Genomic DNA, 18119 nt, shown 5'->3' on the forward strand with positions numbered 1-18119 from the left:
TCGTATTAATTATTTGTGTTATAATCTCCTTGCTGTATAAATTTCGGTTAATATATTCCCTGATAATCGCTTCAATCATGGGTTTCACCAATAGCTTATCTACTTTATTTCTTAGTATACAACCGGGTTGATGATTAGCATGTTGAAGAATAAACTCCAGTCTTTGGATATTTTCAGCACCGAAAACAGAAGAATGTATATATATGTCGTTAAACTTGATGTCGACAAACTTAGTTGTTGTATGGATTTCGAAAGAATGCGTATCTCCGGGAGTAATCATAAACAAATGTCCGTCATGATAAGGAAACATATTGTTGTTAATCCATTGGATGCCTGTTCCTGAAAGAATATATACTAATTCAAAGAAGGTATGTTCATGCTCCTTTAGCAAGGATTCGTCAAGCTCGCTAAAACTAATTTCGAATGGTTGATGTAGGTTTTCTCTTTTCATGCCATAAATATAGCCCTAAGAAACGGATTAATACCAAAATAACGAAAAATAATACCTAAAATTAGCCGAAAAATCGGTATAACTTTGCAATATATTTAAAATCATAGCTTATGAAAACTGAAATGGAAAAATGTTTGGCAGGTGAATGGTATGATTGCTACGCCCCAGTTTTTATGGATTTGAAAACTAAAGCTCATCACTTGTTGATGAAATACAATTCTTTGCCGTATGAGCAAAAGACTGAAAAATATGTTGTACTAAAGGAAATGTTTGGAAGCATAGGTGTAAATGTTTCTGTCGGTCATTTGTTTATATGTGATTATGGATGCAATATACACATCGGTGATAATGTCACCGTAAATACCGGTTGTACGTTTGTCGATTGCAATAAGATTACTATAGGAAATAATGTGCTGATAGCACCTAATGTACAAATCTATACGGCAACTCATCCGGTAGAGTTTAATGAACGGCTTGTATGGACAGAAACCCCGGATGGCTGTAAATATGTCCGTCGAACTTTTGCCCTTCCTGTCATGATAGAGGATGGCTGCTGGATTGGCGGTGGAGTAATTATTTTACCGGGAGTGACAATAGGGCAAAAATGTGTGATTGGTGCAGGAAGTGTTGTAACCAAAGATATTCCGGCAAATAGCTTGGCGGTAGGAAATCCTTGCCGGGTGATACGGAAAATCAATCAAATGTAGGGCTATGATTAAATTAGTAGCCTTTGATTTAGACGGTACAATCGGAGATACAATTCCCATGTGCCTCAAAGCCTTAAGAAAGGCAGTAACTCCTTATGTTACTCTTAATGATGTATCCGAAAATGATATTTTAGAAACTTTTGGGTTAAATGAAAAAGGGATGATAAAAAAACTTGTTGGTTATAATTGGGAAAATGCTTTGGATGACTTCTACGTGATATACGAACAAATGCATATAATGTGCCCTCGTCCTTTTGACGGTATAACAGAACTGATTGAGAAGTTAAAAAAGAAATCTATTCTTATTGCTTTGGTTACAGGAAAAGGAGAAAAGAGCTGTGCGATAACATTACGTCAATTTAATATGGACACGTGTTTTGATAAAGTAAAAACTGGAAATCCTTTCAAAAATAATAAAGCAGAGAATTTTAGGGAATTGCTCGCAGATTATAAGTTACAACCGGATGAAATGATATATATAGGTGATACAGTTTCAGATATTGTGTCTTGTAGGGAAGTTGGAATACGATGTTTATCTGCTTCATGGCTAACTTCTTGCTTAGATGCACAAAAATTAGAAGCTCACAATGCTGGGAATGTTTTTTATTCAATAGCTTCACTTGAATGCTATTTAATGGGATGACAAATATACATGCTTAATAAAGAAACATTTAGTATTTCTATTGTATGAACAGAATATCAGATTTGAGTTTCTTTCGATTATTATCGGAATGCTCACAACGTGAAGTTTCCGTATCAGAATTTATGGAAGCTATTGAGGAATTGGCTATTCACTTGGCTGATTTTAGTATTAATGAACAGAATAATAGCGTTTTACTACGCTACCTTTCTTTCGGATTGTATAGACTTAAATCGTATCATGTGCGGTTTGAGCAAGAAAAAAATGCCTTATTTGTATCTCATTGATGAAGCGATTGGGCTACTGAACAATGAAATACGCCTTGTGGAATGGCGTATCAAGTACCCGGAGCAATTCAAATCACACTTTAACAAACAACCTTTTTCCCCTCTTTATTTGGCAGACAAAACAAACCTGATTGATATAATGGAAATTATCAGCGGTTTATTCCTTTCCAAACGTATCGTCTATAAAAATGGCAAACCAGCTTTCTTGTCTGATTTATCTAAAGCCTTTGAATGGGTGTTTAACGTCCAACTAAAAGACTATCACCAAAAGCATGAGGATGTAATAAAGCGCAAGCCGGGCAAAATAACCGAATTTCTTAATGGACTATCTGACCTTATCCGAAAGGAACATGATAAAAAAGGTTATAGATAATCAATGACTTAGCTTCAATTTATCGTGGATTCCATGTGTTACCCCGTAATTTTTTTGCGCTGGTTTTCTCAACTTTGCTTCATCAATCGATTGACAATCATTAATGTATAATCTGAAAAATGAAACAAATATGTATATAGAAAACTATGATTTCAAAGAATGGATGCAAAAGCTATTTAATAAATTGGATGAGCTTTGCAAGGATGTACGGGTACTGCGTAATGCCGATAAGGTGATGTCCGAAGATGATAACCTGCTGGATAATCAGGATTTATGCCTGTTGTTCAAAGTTAGCATCAGAACTTTACAACGGCTGCGAAGCAAAAACGAGCTTCCCTATATGTTGATTAGTGGTAAAGTCTATTACCGGGCTTCGGATGTTCGGGAGTTCATTAAGGAACGGTTTAATGCAGTCATGCTCCGTAACTTTGAAAAGCAGTTCGGGGAAAAGAAGTAAGACAGATAAGCCGGAGTGGTGGGTATCACTTATTCCGGCTCTTTCTTTTCTATGGTTTTCCTAACTTATCCGCTTCCTTTTTTAACTGTTTGGCTTGCTCGTCCAACAGCCTTGCACGTTCCAACGCTTCCGCTTGCTTACGGCTACGATATTCAAAATCTATAACCGTATCTGTTACGCTTTGAATAAAAGCATTATCCCGTTTCCGGCTGAAATTCATTTCCAGCAAATCGAAGCTGCTTCCGTCCGCCTTTCCTTTCATCAGGAGATAACGGTATTTTATATCATTATCTTGTAACTGCTGCATCCGTTCCGCAAAGCGGATATTCAGGACTAACGACACAAGGCAAATAAGTATTCCTGCTGAAAAAAGAAAGAATTTCGGTTTCAGGTAGGGGATAATCCGGTTTAGAAATTTGTCATACCAAGAAACGGGTTCTGCCTTTTCCGATTGTTGTGTGTCAGCCGGAAACAATATCTTTAGTTTCTCCTTGAAATACCTGTGTGAAGCTACGATAAGCCCCTTTATATCTTCAAGGTCTTGTTTCTGATTCTCGGATTGTCCTTTCTTGATACTGGCGATTTGGCTTAAAATCTCCTGTACCATGTTTTCAGGAATAGTAGGTTTCCTTTGTGATTCCAAAATACGCTGCTCGATAACATCCAGTCGGTTTATCGTTTCCTCCCGGCTGGCTGGTGTTACCTGTTGTTCCTGCTTCTCTTTCAGTTCCGTAACCATAGAGAGAAGCCCCTCTAAAATCAAATTTTCTTCCATACGCTTATAACTTAAATTGTCGTTTCTTTTTCTTCTTCTTTCTCAAATCGGGATTGTCAGGCGTTTCATCAACCGGAGAGGACGAAACGGAAAACAAACCGCCTAAACCTACCAGTAGCGAATTATCACTTTTGTTTATTGCTGGTTCCTGTGTTTGTGGGGTAATCGTTTGCTTGTTGCTTCCGGCTGTTGTCAACCTTGCATCCCTGAAATATTTATCCAATTTGGAAAAACTGAAACTGCGGTCAATCTCCGAGCCTTTGAACGTGTATTCCCCTTTGGAAAAGGAAATACCCTGTATCTCATCCGTCTGCCCTTTGTGTTTGAACTGAATGCCGATACCTTTTTCCGTTAATTGCTTTTGTAGCTGCTGCCAGTTCCTTGATTTTCCGATTTCATTCTTTACAGCCGTATAGATTTCATACTTCGTTCTATCCGGCTCTCTTAGACGGTGTTGTTTCACTTGTTCTTTCCCTTTGGCAAAATACAGTCCGTGTTTCTCTTTCAGCTTCTTGCAAACTTGCTCGTTCCGGTACATATCGTTACTGTCTGAAATGGTTTTACCGTTATTATCTATCCGGTTGAATACGATATGTACATGCGGATGCTCCCGGTCTTGATGCCGCACGATGATATATTGCGTATCGGTGATTTTCATTTCACGCATATACTCCTGTGCCAACTGTATCATTTTCTCATCTGTTAGTTTGGGTGCATCCACTGCCGAATAACTTAGCGCAATATGTCCGACTGGCTTCTTCAAATCGGGATTCATTTCTGTTTGCATACAGAAACTACGGATAATGTCCTGCTTACTTTCGGCTAACACTCCCTCCGCATGTAGCAAAGCTGCCTGTTCCTTGCCGAGTACATAGTTCACACAGCCTTTAAATCCGCTTCCCTTTTTTATTTTTCCAATCATCCGATAACTGGTTTATGATTTCAATAATCCTGTTTTTCAGTTTCACAAGCTCCACAGCCACGAGCGCAAAACCTCCTGCATTGGCACGGTGCGCAAGCTGGTTGAGATTGTTGGCTTCTCCTGCCAATTTCCGGATAGTGTCTGCATCCTGCCTGTTTAGCCGGGGCGTTACCTCTGCCGAAACAACCGCTTGCCGGACGTATTCGCTAATAGGCAGACCGAATTCTCCGGCTCGCTTCTTGATAGCGTAATATTGTAGTTCGGTCAGCTTCGTACTGACTACCCGTTTTTGTTTGTCTATCCGGTTCTTTGCCGGGCGACCTCCTGACTTATTTCTTATCTCTGTCATACATTTTTTTCTTTTAGGTGGTATTTTAGAAATTGCGACCAACGGGAGAAATTTCCCTTTGCGATGAGCAAAGCAAGGGGTTTCGGTCTACCGAAACATAACCTTGCTCCCCTAAATCACACCGCTTACCATTGGTATGCTCTGCCTGTTCTACGGATTATAACCGTCTGCCCCTTTTTCTTTTTTCACCGGGAGTTTGTCTATTTTTATCTTCCGGCTGTTGTTGCTTGGCAGACTGTTTTTGTTTCTCCGGCTGCATTTGTTGGGTTGGCTGTTGCATCCTTTCTGCTGGTTGGATAAACTTCTTCCCACACAGGTAATCGTTCAAGTCCTTGTATTCACTGTACAGATGTGATGAATCACGTACATGCCAACAATATTCTTTTTGTATGGCTTGGGTAGCTTTACGCCCTGCATCGTCATTATCCAAAAGGCAGTGGATATGCTCGTAATCGGCTAACGGGTATAAGGCTTTATCTACATTTGTGGTTGAGTTCAGGATAACATAATCCTGCCAGTCAAGACAAGGATAGGTAGGATTTGTTTTCTGCCGGATGGCGATAAAAGAAAGATAGTCCATAACTCCCTCGAAAACAAAACAGCTATCGTTCTTTTTGCTCGACTGCCGTATATGTGTGATGTCTTTGGGTGATGTACTACCTTTGAAACGTGGATTGCGAAGCTCGTAACCTCCGGCATCGTTCTTGAAAGCGAGTGCAAAATAAGGTTTGTCACCGATACGGTAATACATTTCCTGCATATAGTGTGCTGCCATTTGAGGTGGAATGTTCCTACTTCTCAAATAATCCATGAGTGCCGGATTCTGCAACGGCTGTATTTTACGGATTTCTATCGGGCTGGTCGGTTGTTTCCTTTCATGTTGATTCTTTTCTGAAACCTCTTTCCCTTGAAAAGAAAAAGAATTTCTAGATGAATACTGTTCCAGCCGACAGATAGCACCGTAGGCGTTGCACCCGTGCTGCTTCATCACAAGGTCGATGAGCGAGCCGCCCTCGCCTGTCCCGAAGTCACACCACAAGTTTACACCGTAATCCACCTTGAAACTGGGCGTATCATCCTGACGGAACGGGCTGTGGTACATGCCGTAATAATATTTATCCACTACGGGTAGAATACCCAATGATTTTAGATATTCCTTGATACTGATATGGTTGGCTTCCTGATAAGTCATAATCTTTATTTTTGAATGTTTATAAATTGTAGAAATGAAGTAGGAAGCGAGTAAGAAGAAAAATAGTCAACTTACTACGCTTATTCCTTTCTTTTTCAATGGATTATATTATATGTAGTAAGATAAGTAAGTTATTTCAATACAAAAAGATAGAAATAGTACCCATGTTGTTTTCTGATTTTTCTTTTTCTCAAATTTCCTGAAAGTTTAGGATTCTATCTTACTACTTACTACATATTACCTAAATAACTGATATTCAATAAATAGAATCCAAGTAAGATATTTTGTAGTAATTACTACATGACAGCATTATCTGTCATGAAACGGCTATGCTAACCATAATCGTTATCTGCATAGGGTACGGAAACAGGCTTTATCCTGTACCCGTATACCGGATAATTGTAGTTGCTGATACGTTTCTGTACCCGTTTGAATCCGGCTTTCCGCAATGCTTCGCCCAACCGTTTTTCTGATAACTGCATGGGGCAGACATCCCGTAAATAAGTGAGGATTTGCGCTGTCGTCATAAAGAACAGGCTTTCTTCTTCCTCTGCGGGTTTCTCAAAATACTGCATCAGCATTTCAAACTCAACTGTTTGCACCTCAAATTCCGCATTTGTCAGGTACAGTTCTTCAATCTCGGTATCATTAAACCAATAGCGTACACCTTGCCGATACAAGTACATGATTTCGGAATAGACATTATCCATGTTGATACTTTCTGCTGTCGGTTTATCAATGTGCAGGACTTCAAAAGGCAGAAATCGTCTGTTCCCTGTCGGGTCTGTCAAGAACTCGTTTCCGTTCACCGAAGCCATGAAGCTGGCTAAGTGCGGATATTCCTCTATGTAAATATCATACGGTCTACGGTATTTGACTGCCGGGGTGGTTATCAGGTTCTTTAGTGCGTTTTCATTCTGCTTGTTGAGTTCCTTTAGCTGGTCGTCGATGTTGATAAACAGATATTCGGCTATCAGTGTCAGAATATCTTTGCTCTGTGGGTCTATCTTCCCGGTAAATAGATAGTTTTTTAGTGGTGACGGGCAAAGGTTATCCAGCCACCATGTTTTGAACTGTCCCTGCTTGTCGCCAGTAAGGACTAAACAAGTATGGTTTTGACAGCTTGTGTCATTCATGGCATTAGCTACCACACCGACAAGCCATTTCGTAAAATACTCCTCCCACTTGCCGGGATTGGCAACTTGCACCGTGTTCAATAGTTTTTTGATATATCCATGTCCGGCAGGATTCAACAAGGGTAGGGCAGTAAGGTATTCCCGTATGGGATGCACCTTATTTGCGAAATCGCTTTCCAATATCATACGTATATTGTCGGCAGAGGTGGCAACACCTACGGTAACATCCAGTTTGCGCCTGAAAGAGTTCAAAGCAAACTTTGTGACTGGCTGATACAAACCGGAAGTATTTGCAGCCCGGTATTCTGTCCTGCTTTTCACAATATTAAACCGGAAGTCGTACAAGGAATTAAGCTGCCTTTCGATGCGCTCGTTCTTGGATAGCCTACCCTCGATGTGTTCCGCTTCGTTATCCCTTTTCTCTTTCATCGGATAGTTTGTTGGAAGCTGGTACATATTGTTGCTGCATCCACCGCTGCAACTCGTCCACATCGAAACGTAAGGAGCGTCCACGCTTGACACATGGTATTGCTCCGCTGCTGGCTAAGTGGTAGAGGTAATTAACTGAATATCCGGTTATCCGACTGGCTACGAATATTTTGACTAAAACGGACTGCTTGCTGTCCGGTTCTTCGGATGAAGAACTGATTACGGGGGAAATCATCTTTTCGATGTTTTCCAACCGCTTGAAAATTTCTTCAAAAGGATTGTTCATGGTGCTTTATTTTTTGAATTAGCACCACAAATAAAATAAGAAAAAATGGTAAAAAACAAAGTGTCAGGCGTTTGGAATTGCTTTGCTCGGCTCTGCTTCAAAATACTATCAGACCGTGAAAGTTCGTTTGTGTTCTTCACCTTATTATAATAGGGAATGAAACGTGAACGAAGTTCTTTATATCGCTTACCTTTTTCAGTTTTTCTTATTCTTTTCTTTATGCAAGTGGGACAAGTGAGGACATATAAGGACATCTGCGGACAGTCTGAAACAAGCTATTATTCAAGGCTATATATTTGCATCAAACAAGAAAAAAGAAGTAAAATCAAAATATAATGAAATATGGAAATAGTAACCATTGAAAAGAAAACATTCGAACTTTGGCAGGAAAAGTTTAACCACTTTATCAATCGTATGGATGCCCTGTGTATTCCTTTGCGGAGAAAACAAGATAAGTGGCTGGATAACTGTGAAATCTGCCGTTTGCTGAACGTGTCTGCCCGGACGATGCAAACTTATCGTAATATGGGTAAATTGCCTTATTCACAAATCAATAACAAGATTTATTATAAGGTTTCGGACGTGGAAACTTTTATGCAAAATCACGTGAAGAATAACTCTAAAAAATAGAACTTATGGATTTGATAACAAAAGATTCCAATACAACACAAGTATTGTTTTCATCCCTTGACCGGGTGTTGGAGAATGTGGAATACATGATAACAAATTATCGTCCGCTACTGGGTGGTGAGCATTACCTGACGGGTGAGGAAGTCTGCCAAAAACTGTGTATTAGTAAACGGACTTTGCAGGATTACAGGGATACGGGACTGTTGGGATATGTGCAGCTTCCGGGAAAAATCATTTATCGGGAAAGTGATATAATGAATTTATTAGATAAGTATTACAGGAATGATAACTTGAAATATTGAAAGCATGAAATATTGAAACCTTGTTTTCTTGGTGTATTGGTTTATTGAAAGCCAGCAATCTTGTTTTATTGAAAACAGTATTGCTGGCTTTACTGATACTCATTTACTTGCTTTTACTTTTACTCGTAATAATTCTTTTTTGAAAATCTTTATATGATTGGATAAATCACTAAGGACTGCGACTATTTCAGGGATTGCTTCTTCTGAACAGACAACTTTAAAACTGTTTTTTAATTTATCAAAACGTTCTAACCATATAAAATTATTATATTCTGGATTTGTTGGATTTGTATCTGGATTTTTTACCTCAAAATTTTCATCATTAACCCAGCCTAAATATTTCATTAAAATTTTTAATTGTACGCTTGATACTCTAAAACCAGATAATTTTACGACTTCTGCCAATAGAGTTGTTAAGGATATGTATTCTCTTGGTACTGTGGTCTTGATTTCTCCAACAATTTTGTATAATGGCTTCCCTTCTGTATCAGATATTTTCCCTATTTCTCCAGCAGAAATAGCATTCAGTATAACATTAAATACCCCTTTCTCTGAATGGTCTATTTCTATTTCACTACTGGATAAAATGTTATCTTTTCCATTAAATCCATAAATCTGATTACTCTTTGGATTTATAATTAGAATTTCTCTTGGATTAATATCAAAAATTTCAGGTAACAACTTTGACCAAATCTCCATAAATTCTTTATTTTTTTCATTTGATTTAATTTGTAAGAAACGATTGAAATCTTGGGTTGAATGATTTGCTATTTCATTCTTACTTGATGCACGATATAAAATCTCTCCTTTCTTGATTTTATAATCATTGAAATCATTGACAGGTATTAATACTTGATTTTGTTTTTCTATTAGCAAATAATAAAATTGACGAGTGCCTAATTGAAAGGACTGTAAATCAATATTTACTCCTATTTTTGTGATTTTCTCAAATTTTTGAGTGATTAAGTTTAAATCTATCTTTGTTAATAAATCAAGATTCTTAGAGTCAAGTCCAGTATCATTTAATTTTCCTGTGGCTGTATTTTCCTCTATGCCTAAAATAATAATACCTCCATTTCCATTAGAAAAAGATAAGATGTCTTTTGCTAAATTTCTCATGAAAATTTCTAAAGCATCATTTATACCAAAGAAATTTAATTCTTTTTTATAATCATACAAATGATTTTCTTTAGGAAATACTCCGTAGTCTTTTAAATCTCGGATTGTTAATATAATTTGCTCCTTTAATTCATTTAGTGTCATATGGCTGTTATTTTGTAATTGGCAAATATACTTATAAATACCTTATTTCTTATTTGTAATGCTATCTATTTGGTATTTAATATATCAGATTCTTTTCTACTTCTTGCATATCTCTCAATATACTTTGGTCTAATACCTTGGCATAATGCTGTGTCATTCTCGTAGATGAATGCCCTAACATTTTAGACACATTTGGAAGTGATACATTGTTAGCCAGTGCGATGACGCTTGCAAAGCTGTGCCGGGCGGTGTGCGTGGTCAGATTTTTTCTAATTCCGCAAAGGTCGGCAATTTCTTTCAAATAACTGTTCATCTTCTGATTACATGGAACAGGTAACATAACGCCTTTGTCAAGGCAATACGGATTGTCCTTGTATTTGTCAAGTATCTGTTTCGGAATGCTCAAAAGCGGAATATTACAAAGGTTATTTGTTTTTTCACGGGCTTTTACTATCCATAAATTACCGTTACTATCCTCTGAAATATGTTCGGGACGTAAATTATATACGTCTATAAATGCCAATCCGGTGTACACACAGAAAATGAATACATCCCGTACCAGTTCCAGCCGTTCTATCTTAAATTCTTTCTGCCATATCTTATTAATTTCAGTTTGGCTAAGGAACTGTTTGTTTACTTCCACCTCGTGAAACTTGATTCCGGCAAACGGGTTTTTCGTTATCCATTCGTTTGCAATAGCAAGGTTTATCACTTTCTTGAAACACTTCATATAACGGATAACGGTATTCTGTGCGCAATGCTTTTCCGTTTTCAGGTATAAATCAAAGTTGCGCACCAATTCCCCGTTTACTTCACGCAGTAGAATATCATCTACCCTATAATCCCGTTTCACCAGTTCCATGAGGTATTTAAGGCAATTATCGTAACGTCTTACGGTAATGTCGGCATAATCCGTTCCGATTAGCTTCCGGCAGTTGTCGTTATGCTCCTTGAATACATTATATAATGTTTTGAAAGTTTCGTCCTTTCCCTGATAGCGGTTTACTATGGCACGGGCGGAAATAATCTTTCCCTCCAGTTCTAAATCTTGGTAGATTTGATAGAATTTCACACGCAAGGCATCAATGTAATGGTTTAGTTCTACGGAATTACGGTCTTTGCCTATTGATTTCTCTTTGTCCTGCGACCAAAGTGGGACTTTGGCACTTCGTTTTAGTTGAAGTTCCACATATAAGCGGTCATAAGTGACACGTACACGCACGGGTGCTTCCCCGTTTTTTAACAGTTTGCTTCTCTTGATGAAGAACAAAACGCTGAATCTCTTTCTTTCCATACTGCTCAATTTTTAATGATACAAAGTTAGGAAATCGAACCGAGGACTCTGTTATGTAGAATAGTGCAACGTGCTGTAAAAGAATGAAGTAGCTATTGCGCAGTGGAACATTCAGGGCTTTCTAAAACCGTCCCCTGAATAAGGACGTACAGTTTGCTTTAATCCCACTTATTTTGCCTATTCTTGGAAATGAAAAATCCCTGAACTTCTTTGAAATTCAGGGATTTACATCGTTTTTCTTTTCTTAAAAGTGGTGCCACCAGGAATCGAACCGGGGACACAAGGATTTTCAGTCCTTTGCTCTACCAACTGAGCTATGGCACCGTTGTTTTGTTTGACGGGTGCAAAGGTAAATATTATTTGTTATAGTCCAAATATTTTAGGGGGAAAAAATAAGGATGTTTGCTGTTGTGGTAGATGATGGAGGAAAATGATAGTTTCGATGAAAAAAAATGACGAAAGTGTTTGCGAGTTTAAATTTATTTGTACCTTTGCAGCCGTAATCAAAACGGGATGTAGCACAGTTGGCTAGCGCGCCACGTTCGGGACGTGGAGGTCGGAAGTTCGAGTCTTCTCATCCCGACTCAAGGGCAAATAACTTAGAAATAAGTGTTTGCCCTTTTGTTGTATAATAACCTTATTCATGATGATAAGGTTCGTTGTTGAGTATTGTCATAGCCCGATATACTTGTTCGATGAAAATCAAGCGAATCATTTGATGTGAAAAAGTCATCTTACTTAAGGAAATCTTTTCGGAAGCGGCTTTATAAACAGATTCGCTGAAACCATAAGGGCCCCCGATTACAAAAACAAGACGTTTGGGAATCGTGTACATCTTCTTTTCCAGATAGGCGGAAAACTGTATCGATGTGAATTCTTTTCCTTTTTCATCCAATAAGACTAAGTAATCACCGGATTGAAGCGTTTTTAGTATCAATTCCCCCTCTTTTTCTTTTTGCTGGTCTTCGGAAAGATTTTTTGCATTCTTAATATCGGGAATAACTTCCATTTCAAAAGGGATATAATGGGGCAATCTATTTTTATATTCATTGATCGCTTCTACAAAATAGCCGGCATCCGTTTTGCCGATTACAACCAGTGTAATTTTCATTTGTTTACATTTTAAAGATTAAGGGTACTAAATTACAAGAAAAATATATACCTTTGTATAACAATACTCATTAAAAGAAGGAGATAGCTTATGAAACGATTATTTCTTACATTGGCATTGATACTCTCATGTCTGAGTGTGATGGCTGCGGATATAGTTCCTATATCGAACGCTTTTAAAGGTGGTGACGCAACTTTACTTAGCGGAGCAATGGACAAGGAGGTCGACATGGCATTGCCGGGCTCGTCTAAGAAGTGTAGTGCAAAAGATGCTATTTCGATGTTGGAGACCTTCTTTGGAAAGAATAAACCTACCGGCTTTACGGTCGTTCACCATGCAGATAAAAAAGATACCGGATTTTTTGTCGGCAAATTACCTACTGCTTCCGGTGAATTTCGTGTGAATATAACTTATCGGGCCGAAGGTGACAAAGCGATTATACAATCAATCAGAATAGAATAAAAGATGGATCAACTTATTGACGAACTAATTAAATTATCATTTGCCGAAGATATAGGAGACGGTGATCATACTACATTATGTTGCATTCCTGAAACAGCTATGGGGAAAAGCCAACTTATCATAAAAGAAGATGGTGTGTTGGCCGGAGTGGAAATGGCTAAACGAATTTTCCATGATTTTGACCCGGAGTTGAAAATAGATGTTTTTATCAATGATGGAGCAGAGGTAAAAAAAGGAGACATTGCTTTTACTGTAGAAGGAAAGGTTCAGTCGCTTTTGCAGACTGAACGTCTGGTTCTGAATGTTATGCAACGCATGAGCGGTATAGCTACGACTACCCGTAAATATGTTAAGAGATTGGAGGGAACAAAAACACGCGTATTAGATACTCGTAAAACAACACCGGGTATGCGCATGATGGAAAAAGATGCCGTCAAAATCGGTGGAGGCGTAAACCATCGTATCGGTCTTTTCGATATGATTTTGTTGAAAGATAATCATGTGGATTTTGCCGGAGGAATTGAACAGGCTATTACCCGTGCCCAAAAATACTTGAAGGAGAAAGGTAAAAATCTGAAGATTGAAATAGAAGTCCGTAATTTTGATGAATTGCAACAAGCGATGAATGTGGGTGGAATCGACCGTATCATGCTCGATAACTTTAATATAGAGAATACAAAGAAGGCCGTAGAAATGGTTGGTGGCCGTTTCGAAATCGAATCTTCCGGTGGTATCACATTCGATACACTACGGGATTATGCGGAATGCGGAGTCGATTATATTTCGGTCGGTGCTTTGACTCACTCAGTTAAAAGCTTGGATATGAGTTTGAAGGCTTGCTAATCTGAAGCATTATACAAAAAATGGCGTAAAGAGTTCAAATTCTTTACGCCATTTTTGTGTAATGACATTACTGAGCCTGTCCGAAAGTGTCATTGATAGTAAAGGTATAAGTTCCGGATGCTATTTCCAGGATAGATTGACCTCCTTCATTCTTTACCGCCCGAATACCTTTTGCTGTTTCTACCGGAATACCGGACTCGTAGACCAGATTGCCCTTCTCATTCGGGTAATAGATGGTAGCAGTTGTATTGGCCGGGATTTCGACTGTCAATTGGATATTTCCGGCATTATCTTTTTCCCACTCTGAGCGAATCCGGCCGTACAAAGAAAGGTAGGAACCTTTGCAGTAATTTAAGCCGTTCACTGTTTGAGGTTTTATCAGAATATGTTTCATACCCATTTCCGATTCATCAAAATTTATTCCGGCCAGTGTCCGGTAGAACCAAGTAATTACACTTCCAAACATGGGATGACACCGGGATGCTTCTCCATTCCAGTTTTCCCAAAGAGTACTGTTACGGTCATCCAGCAGATAGGCAAACCCCGGGGCCTCCCGTTGGTTCATAACCCGATATGCCAAGTCTGCCCGTCCAAATTGGGTCAGGACTTGCAGTAAGAGCGGAGTGGCTAATATTCCTGTATCAAAGTGATAATCAATCTTATCCAAATGTTCGAGTAAAGCGTTGAAAACTTGTTGCTTGTTTTTTTCCGGAACCAAACCGAAAGCTAATGCAAAAACATCGGAGCCTTGCCTTCCTTCCCAATAATGATTGGTTTTAGGATTAAAGAATACGGTATTAAAGTTCCCTTTTATTTTATCTGCTAACCGGATAAATGAGGAAGTATCTTCTTCTTTTCCTAAAATTGTTGCTATCCGGGACATTAATTGTGTACAATGATAATAGTAGGCAGTATTTACCAATGGTTCCGGTATCTGTATATTATCCGGTGTACACCAATCTCCCAGACACCAACCGTTCGGCTCTTCCCGGACAACGATACCGCGATTATCAGTACGAGTTCCAAGATATTCGACCCAGTGCTTCATGCCGCCGTAATGTTGTGCTAACAACGTGGTATCACTGTAATAACAATAATAGAGCCAAGGCATGATGACGAAAGCCGATCCCCATGCCGGACCTCCTCCTCCTCCTGCAAATGGAGCTGTATGAGTGACGTAACCTGTTTTTTTATTGCGGGCATCCTCCATATCATTCAACCATTTCCGAAAGAACTGGCTCATATCGTAAGTTAACAGGCAACTTTCGGCAATCACTTGTCCGTCACCGGTATATCCCAGACGCTCACGGTGTGGACAATCACTGCTGACACTCCCGTGGAAATTAGCTTCCTGTGTCCGGATATAAGCCCGGTAAATCTTATTGAAAAGTTCGTTCGAACAGTTGAATCCTCCATTTCGCCTAACGGCCGTATTGATTGTCTTTACAACCATATATAAATCCTTCATATCGATATTCCGGCTAATCACTTCGATAGAGCGGAAGGTATGCCAGGTAAAACGGGGGCTCCATTTCTCGGCTTTGTCATTACCTGCCAGAATGTAAGTATCGGATTGACCATAATCATCACCTTCTTCCGATATATAACGGAACCTGATTTTATCGCCGGCTTTGCCTTTGACAAGTATAGATGGTACGCCGGATACAGTTGCCGGTAATGTATATAAATAGGTAGAATCATTTTCTTTCTTTACAAATTCGGGATTTATCAAATTGATTATTTCATCAAAAGGAGCCAGTTGGGGCTTGAGTACTCCGGTGGGCGGCCTTACTTCCATAGCGGTTGTCCATTCGCTATCATCATAATCATCCATGAACCATTCGGTAAGATTGCAATCCAGCCGCGCATCATATACTTCTCCGGTGAAAATTCCGTCATGCAGCAGAGGACCGGTCGTTGTCTTCCATGTTGAATCTGTTTTTATCACCTGTGTGGAACCATCTTCGTATTCTATTTCCAACTGGACAATCATGCGGGGTGTGTCGTACCACATATATCCTTCCACGGTTCTATCCCGTTGGTTATACCAGCCGTTGCCCAAAATCGTTCCGAGTACATTTTTCCCTTGCTTTATGATGGGTGTAATATCAAATGTATTGTAAAGACACCGCTGCGTAGACTGGTCGTCATACTGATAAATCAGATTTTTGAGGGGACGCACATCATAATTGGTAACAGCCGGAGCCAGATGCTCCCCTAATATATTATCGTTCACATACATTTCATAAAAGCCCAAGCCACAGATATAAATCCAAGCTTTTCGGACAGGTTTATCTATGGAGAATACTTTGCGGAAGTAAGGAGCCGGGCCTGTAACAGGCACATCCGGGTTCTTATCTTCTTCATAGCCAATCCAGCGGGCCGACCAATCTTCCGGTTGCAGCAACCCCATTCTCCATGTTGCCATATCACTCCAGGGAAGAGGTTGCCCGGCTTCATCCCAAATCTTTACTTTCCAGTAAAGTTGCTGACGGGAAGACAAGGTTTTTCCTTCATATTTTACCTGTGTAGATTGGGAAGAGCGAATTATTCCGGAATCCCAGAAATCAGCTTTCTCCTCTTGTTGGAGTGAAAGAGAATCGGAGGATACCAAAATCCGGTAAGCTGTCTGCTTTTTCCCCCTTTGCCGCGATTGTAGTTGCCAACTTAAAAGGGGAGCCGGATTATCGACAGCTTCCGGGTTAACCAAGTATTCGCATCTCAGGTTATAAATATTCTCTTCCGTTTCGACTTCAGCAATTTTCTCTTTGTGATTGCAGGAGGAGAAAATTGAAAATGGCGACAATATCAATAGAATAAATACGGCAAAATAGTTTTTCATACAGCAATAAGATTAAATGGATAATCAGTTTATTTCGGTGAACAGAAAACTTGCCTCATTGAATACGCACGACACCTTTGCCTGTCAGCCGGTAATGTTGCCCGCTTTCAGGACAAACGGCAAAACCCTCCTTATCGAATTCCAGCCGATGTCCGTATTCGCTGACCCAGCCGATTTGACGGGAAGGATTTCCTACCACCAACGCATAGGGCTGTATGTCTTTTGTAACAACAGCGCCGGCACCAATCAACGCATATTCTCCTATTTTATGTCCGCAGATAATGGTAGCATTCGCCCCTATGGTAGCTCCGCGACCTACGTATGTTTGTTGATATTGCTCTTTACGTGATACTGCACTGCGGGGATTTGCCACATTTGTAAATACGCAACTTGGACCGAGAAAAACATCATCTTCACAAATAACACCGGTATAAACAGAGACGTTATTCTGCACTTTTACACGATTGCCAAGTACTACTTGAGGGGAGATTACGACATTTTGCCCGATGTTACATTGTTGTCCTATCGTACACCCCGTCATGATGTGAGAAAAATGCCAGATACGTGTATCGTCCCCAATGCTACAACCGGGGTCGATGATAGCTGTTTCGTGAGCCTGATATGTTGCCATTTACTTATAGATTAGGAAAATTGTAGGTTTCTTACTGAGATCCGGTATCTTACCGGCCCATTCTTTGACAGGACGAGTCCGGATATATTCATCGTCGCAAGTAATATCTGAGGCGATGCACAGCTTGGTAGAAGGACGGCAGGTACGGACTAATTCTTCAGCTAGCTTATTGTTGCGATAAGGCGTTTCAATAAAGAGCTGCGTCTGGTTTTCCGAATAAATGCGTCCTTCCAGTTTCTTTATCATATTGTTCCGTTCCGAAGCATCGATAGGCAGATAGCCGTGGAAGGCGAAGCTCTGCCCGTTAAAACCTGACCCCATCACCGACATCAGGATGGAAGAGGGACCGACCAACGGTACTACCGGATAACCTTTCCGTTGCGCAATTGCCACTACATCCGCTCCCGGGTCGGCAATAGCCGGACAACCGGCTTCGGATATCACTCCTACATTTTCGCCTTTTGCCAGAGGAGCCAGATAACCGGCTACATCATCCGGCGAAGTATGCTTGTTCAACTCGTAGAAAGTCAGTTCGTCAATCACGATGGACGGTTCCGTTTTTTTCAGGAAACGGCGTGCCGTGCGTACATTTTCCACAATGAAATGTTTGATGGAAAGAATGACTTCGCGGTTATATTCCGGAAGAACCCGGCGATGTTCCGTATCGCCCAGTGTTACCGGTATAAGGAAAAGAGATGCTTGCATACTGTTAGTTTTCTGCAAAGTTAGTATTTTTG

General features: G+C 39.7%; 22 protein-coding genes and 2 tRNA genes. 10 read left to right on the plus strand and 14 right to left on the minus strand.

Annotation, left to right across the window (positions count from 1 at the left end):
• On the minus strand, positions 1 to 451 hold a 451-nt coding region (locus DW103_RS15810), incomplete at its 3' end, for an AraC family ligand binding domain-containing protein (protein ID WP_122277887.1).
• Between the two features lie 110 nt (positions 452 to 561).
• Between DW103_RS15810 and DW103_RS15815 the strand changes: the two genes are divergently transcribed.
• The 5 genes from DW103_RS15815 (at position 562) to DW103_RS15835 (ending at position 2915) form a co-directional block, all read left to right on the plus strand.
• Complete coding sequence (locus DW103_RS15815; RefSeq protein ID WP_122277889.1) at positions 562 to 1158, plus strand: sugar O-acetyltransferase; 597 nt, start codon at positions 562 to 564, stop codon at positions 1156 to 1158.
• 4 nt (positions 1159 to 1162) lie between these two features.
• Entirely contained in the window at positions 1163 to 1801 is a 639-nt protein-coding gene (locus tag DW103_RS15820; protein ID WP_122277891.1) for an HAD family hydrolase, read from the plus strand.
• Between the two features lie 44 nt (positions 1802 to 1845).
• Positions 1846 to 2085: a hypothetical protein gene (locus tag DW103_RS18510; protein WP_122277893.1), complete on the plus strand. Its 240-nt coding sequence runs from the start codon at positions 1846 to 1848 to the stop codon at positions 2083 to 2085.
• Positions 2039 to 2458: an RteC domain-containing protein gene (locus tag DW103_RS15830; RefSeq protein ID WP_122277895.1), complete on the plus strand. Its 420-nt coding sequence runs from the start codon at positions 2039 to 2041 to the stop codon at positions 2456 to 2458. The genes DW103_RS18510 and DW103_RS15830 overlap by 47 nt, the downstream gene beginning before the upstream one ends.
• A 130-nt stretch (positions 2459 to 2588) precedes the next feature.
• A complete protein-coding gene (locus DW103_RS15835; RefSeq protein ID WP_122277950.1) occupies positions 2589 to 2915 on the plus strand; it encodes a helix-turn-helix domain-containing protein in 327 nt (108 codons plus the stop codon).
• A 49-nt stretch (positions 2916 to 2964) separates the two neighbouring features.
• On the opposite strand, the gene DW103_RS15840 is transcribed toward DW103_RS15835, so the two are convergent.
• The 6 genes from DW103_RS15840 to DW103_RS15865 all read right to left on the minus strand — a co-directional run bounded on the left by DW103_RS15840 (position 2965) and on the right by DW103_RS15865 (position 8004).
• Positions 2965 to 3690: a hypothetical protein gene (locus DW103_RS15840; RefSeq protein ID WP_122277897.1), complete on the minus strand. Its 726-nt coding sequence runs from the start codon at positions 3688 to 3690 to the stop codon at positions 2965 to 2967.
• A 4-nt stretch (positions 3691 to 3694) separates the two neighbouring features.
• Positions 3695 to 4612 (minus strand): relaxase/mobilization nuclease domain-containing protein, encoded by a 918-nt coding sequence (locus DW103_RS15845; RefSeq protein WP_122277899.1) that lies wholly within the window; start codon positions 4610 to 4612, stop codon positions 3695 to 3697.
• Complete coding sequence (locus DW103_RS15850; protein ID WP_122277901.1) at positions 4578 to 4961, minus strand: MobC family plasmid mobilization relaxosome protein; 384 nt, start codon at positions 4959 to 4961, stop codon at positions 4578 to 4580. Before DW103_RS15850 ends, DW103_RS15845 begins: the two co-directional genes overlap by 35 nt.
• 157 nt (positions 4962 to 5118) lie before the next feature.
• Positions 5119 to 6153 carry a toprim domain-containing protein gene (locus DW103_RS15855; protein ID WP_122277903.1) on the minus strand — a complete coding sequence of 345 codons (1035 nt, stop codon included), beginning with the start codon at positions 6151 to 6153 and terminating at the stop codon, positions 5119 to 5121.
• Positions 6154 to 6485: 332 nt separating this feature from the next.
• On the minus strand, positions 6486 to 7718 hold the full coding sequence (locus DW103_RS15860) for a VapE domain-containing protein (protein ID WP_122277905.1): 1233 nt from the start codon (positions 7716 to 7718) through the stop codon (positions 6486 to 6488).
• Positions 7699 to 8004, minus strand: a complete 306-nt coding sequence (locus tag DW103_RS15865; protein ID WP_122277907.1) for a helix-turn-helix domain-containing protein — start codon at positions 8002 to 8004, stop codon at positions 7699 to 7701. The genes DW103_RS15860 and DW103_RS15865 overlap by 20 nt, the downstream gene beginning before the upstream one ends.
• 342 nt (positions 8005 to 8346) lie before the next feature.
• Here DW103_RS15865 and DW103_RS15870 point away from each other — a divergent pair, with 342 nt between their 5' ends.
• Complete coding sequence (locus tag DW103_RS15870; RefSeq protein WP_122277909.1) at positions 8347 to 8634, plus strand: helix-turn-helix domain-containing protein; 288 nt, start codon at positions 8347 to 8349, stop codon at positions 8632 to 8634.
• Between the two features lie 5 nt (positions 8635 to 8639).
• Complete coding sequence (locus DW103_RS15875) at positions 8640 to 8936, plus strand: helix-turn-helix domain-containing protein (RefSeq protein WP_122277911.1); 297 nt, start codon at positions 8640 to 8642, stop codon at positions 8934 to 8936.
• A 99-nt stretch (positions 8937 to 9035) separates the two neighbouring features.
• On the opposite strand, the gene DW103_RS15880 is transcribed toward DW103_RS15875, so the two are convergent.
• From DW103_RS15880 to DW103_RS15890, 3 genes are all read right to left on the minus strand, one after another.
• Positions 9036 to 10199, minus strand: coding sequence for an RNA-binding domain-containing protein (locus DW103_RS15880; protein WP_122277913.1), 1164 nt, complete (start codon positions 10197 to 10199; stop codon positions 9036 to 9038).
• A gap of 76 nt (positions 10200 to 10275) precedes the next feature.
• On the minus strand, positions 10276 to 11493 hold the full coding sequence (locus DW103_RS15885; RefSeq protein WP_122277915.1) for a site-specific integrase: 1218 nt from the start codon (positions 11491 to 11493) through the stop codon (positions 10276 to 10278).
• Positions 11494 to 11744: 251 nt separating this feature from the next.
• Positions 11745 to 11817: transfer RNA gene (locus tag DW103_RS15890), tRNA-Phe, on the minus strand.
• 185 nt (positions 11818 to 12002) lie between these two features.
• Between DW103_RS15890 and DW103_RS15895 the strand changes: the two genes are divergently transcribed.
• Positions 12003 to 12076, plus strand: a tRNA-Pro gene (locus tag DW103_RS15895).
• A 54-nt stretch (positions 12077 to 12130) separates the two neighbouring features.
• Here the strand turns inward: DW103_RS15895 and rlmH are convergent.
• Positions 12131 to 12604, minus strand: a complete 474-nt coding sequence (rlmH, locus tag DW103_RS15900; protein ID WP_122277917.1) for a 23S rRNA (pseudouridine(1915)-N(3))-methyltransferase RlmH — start codon at positions 12602 to 12604, stop codon at positions 12131 to 12133.
• A 90-nt stretch (positions 12605 to 12694) separates the two neighbouring features.
• On the opposite strand from rlmH, the gene DW103_RS15905 reads away from it, so the two are divergent.
• Together DW103_RS15905 and nadC are read left to right on the plus strand one after the other, a co-directional pair.
• Positions 12695 to 13066 carry a DUF4783 domain-containing protein gene (locus DW103_RS15905; protein ID WP_122277919.1) on the plus strand — a complete coding sequence of 124 codons (372 nt, stop codon included), beginning with the start codon at positions 12695 to 12697 and terminating at the stop codon, positions 13064 to 13066.
• Between the two features lie 3 nt (positions 13067 to 13069).
• The gene (nadC, locus tag DW103_RS15910; protein ID WP_122277921.1) at positions 13070 to 13909 is read left to right on the plus strand and encodes a carboxylating nicotinate-nucleotide diphosphorylase; all 840 of its coding nucleotides are present in this window, start codon (positions 13070 to 13072) and stop codon (positions 13907 to 13909) included.
• 67 nt (positions 13910 to 13976) lie between these two features.
• Here nadC and DW103_RS15915 read toward each other — a convergent pair whose 3' ends face one another.
• The 3 genes from DW103_RS15915 to DW103_RS15925 are packed head-to-tail and all read right to left on the minus strand — an operon-like array spanning position 13977 to position 18087.
• On the minus strand, positions 13977 to 16751 hold the full coding sequence (locus tag DW103_RS15915; RefSeq protein WP_122277923.1) for a family 78 glycoside hydrolase catalytic domain: 2775 nt from the start codon (positions 16749 to 16751) through the stop codon (positions 13977 to 13979).
• Positions 16752 to 16806: 55 nt separating this feature from the next.
• Complete coding sequence (locus DW103_RS15920) at positions 16807 to 17382, minus strand: acyltransferase (RefSeq protein WP_122277925.1); 576 nt, start codon at positions 17380 to 17382, stop codon at positions 16807 to 16809.
• Positions 17383 to 18087, minus strand: coding sequence for an SAM-dependent methyltransferase (locus tag DW103_RS15925; RefSeq protein WP_122277927.1), 705 nt, complete (start codon positions 18085 to 18087; stop codon positions 17383 to 17385). It abuts the gene before it with no gap.
• Positions 18088 to 18119: the final 32 nt, after the last annotated feature.

It is taken from the genome of Parabacteroides sp. AM08-6 (assembly GCF_003473295.1).
In the GTDB taxonomy this organism is placed as follows: Bacteria; Bacteroidota; Bacteroidia; order Bacteroidales; family Tannerellaceae; genus Parabacteroides.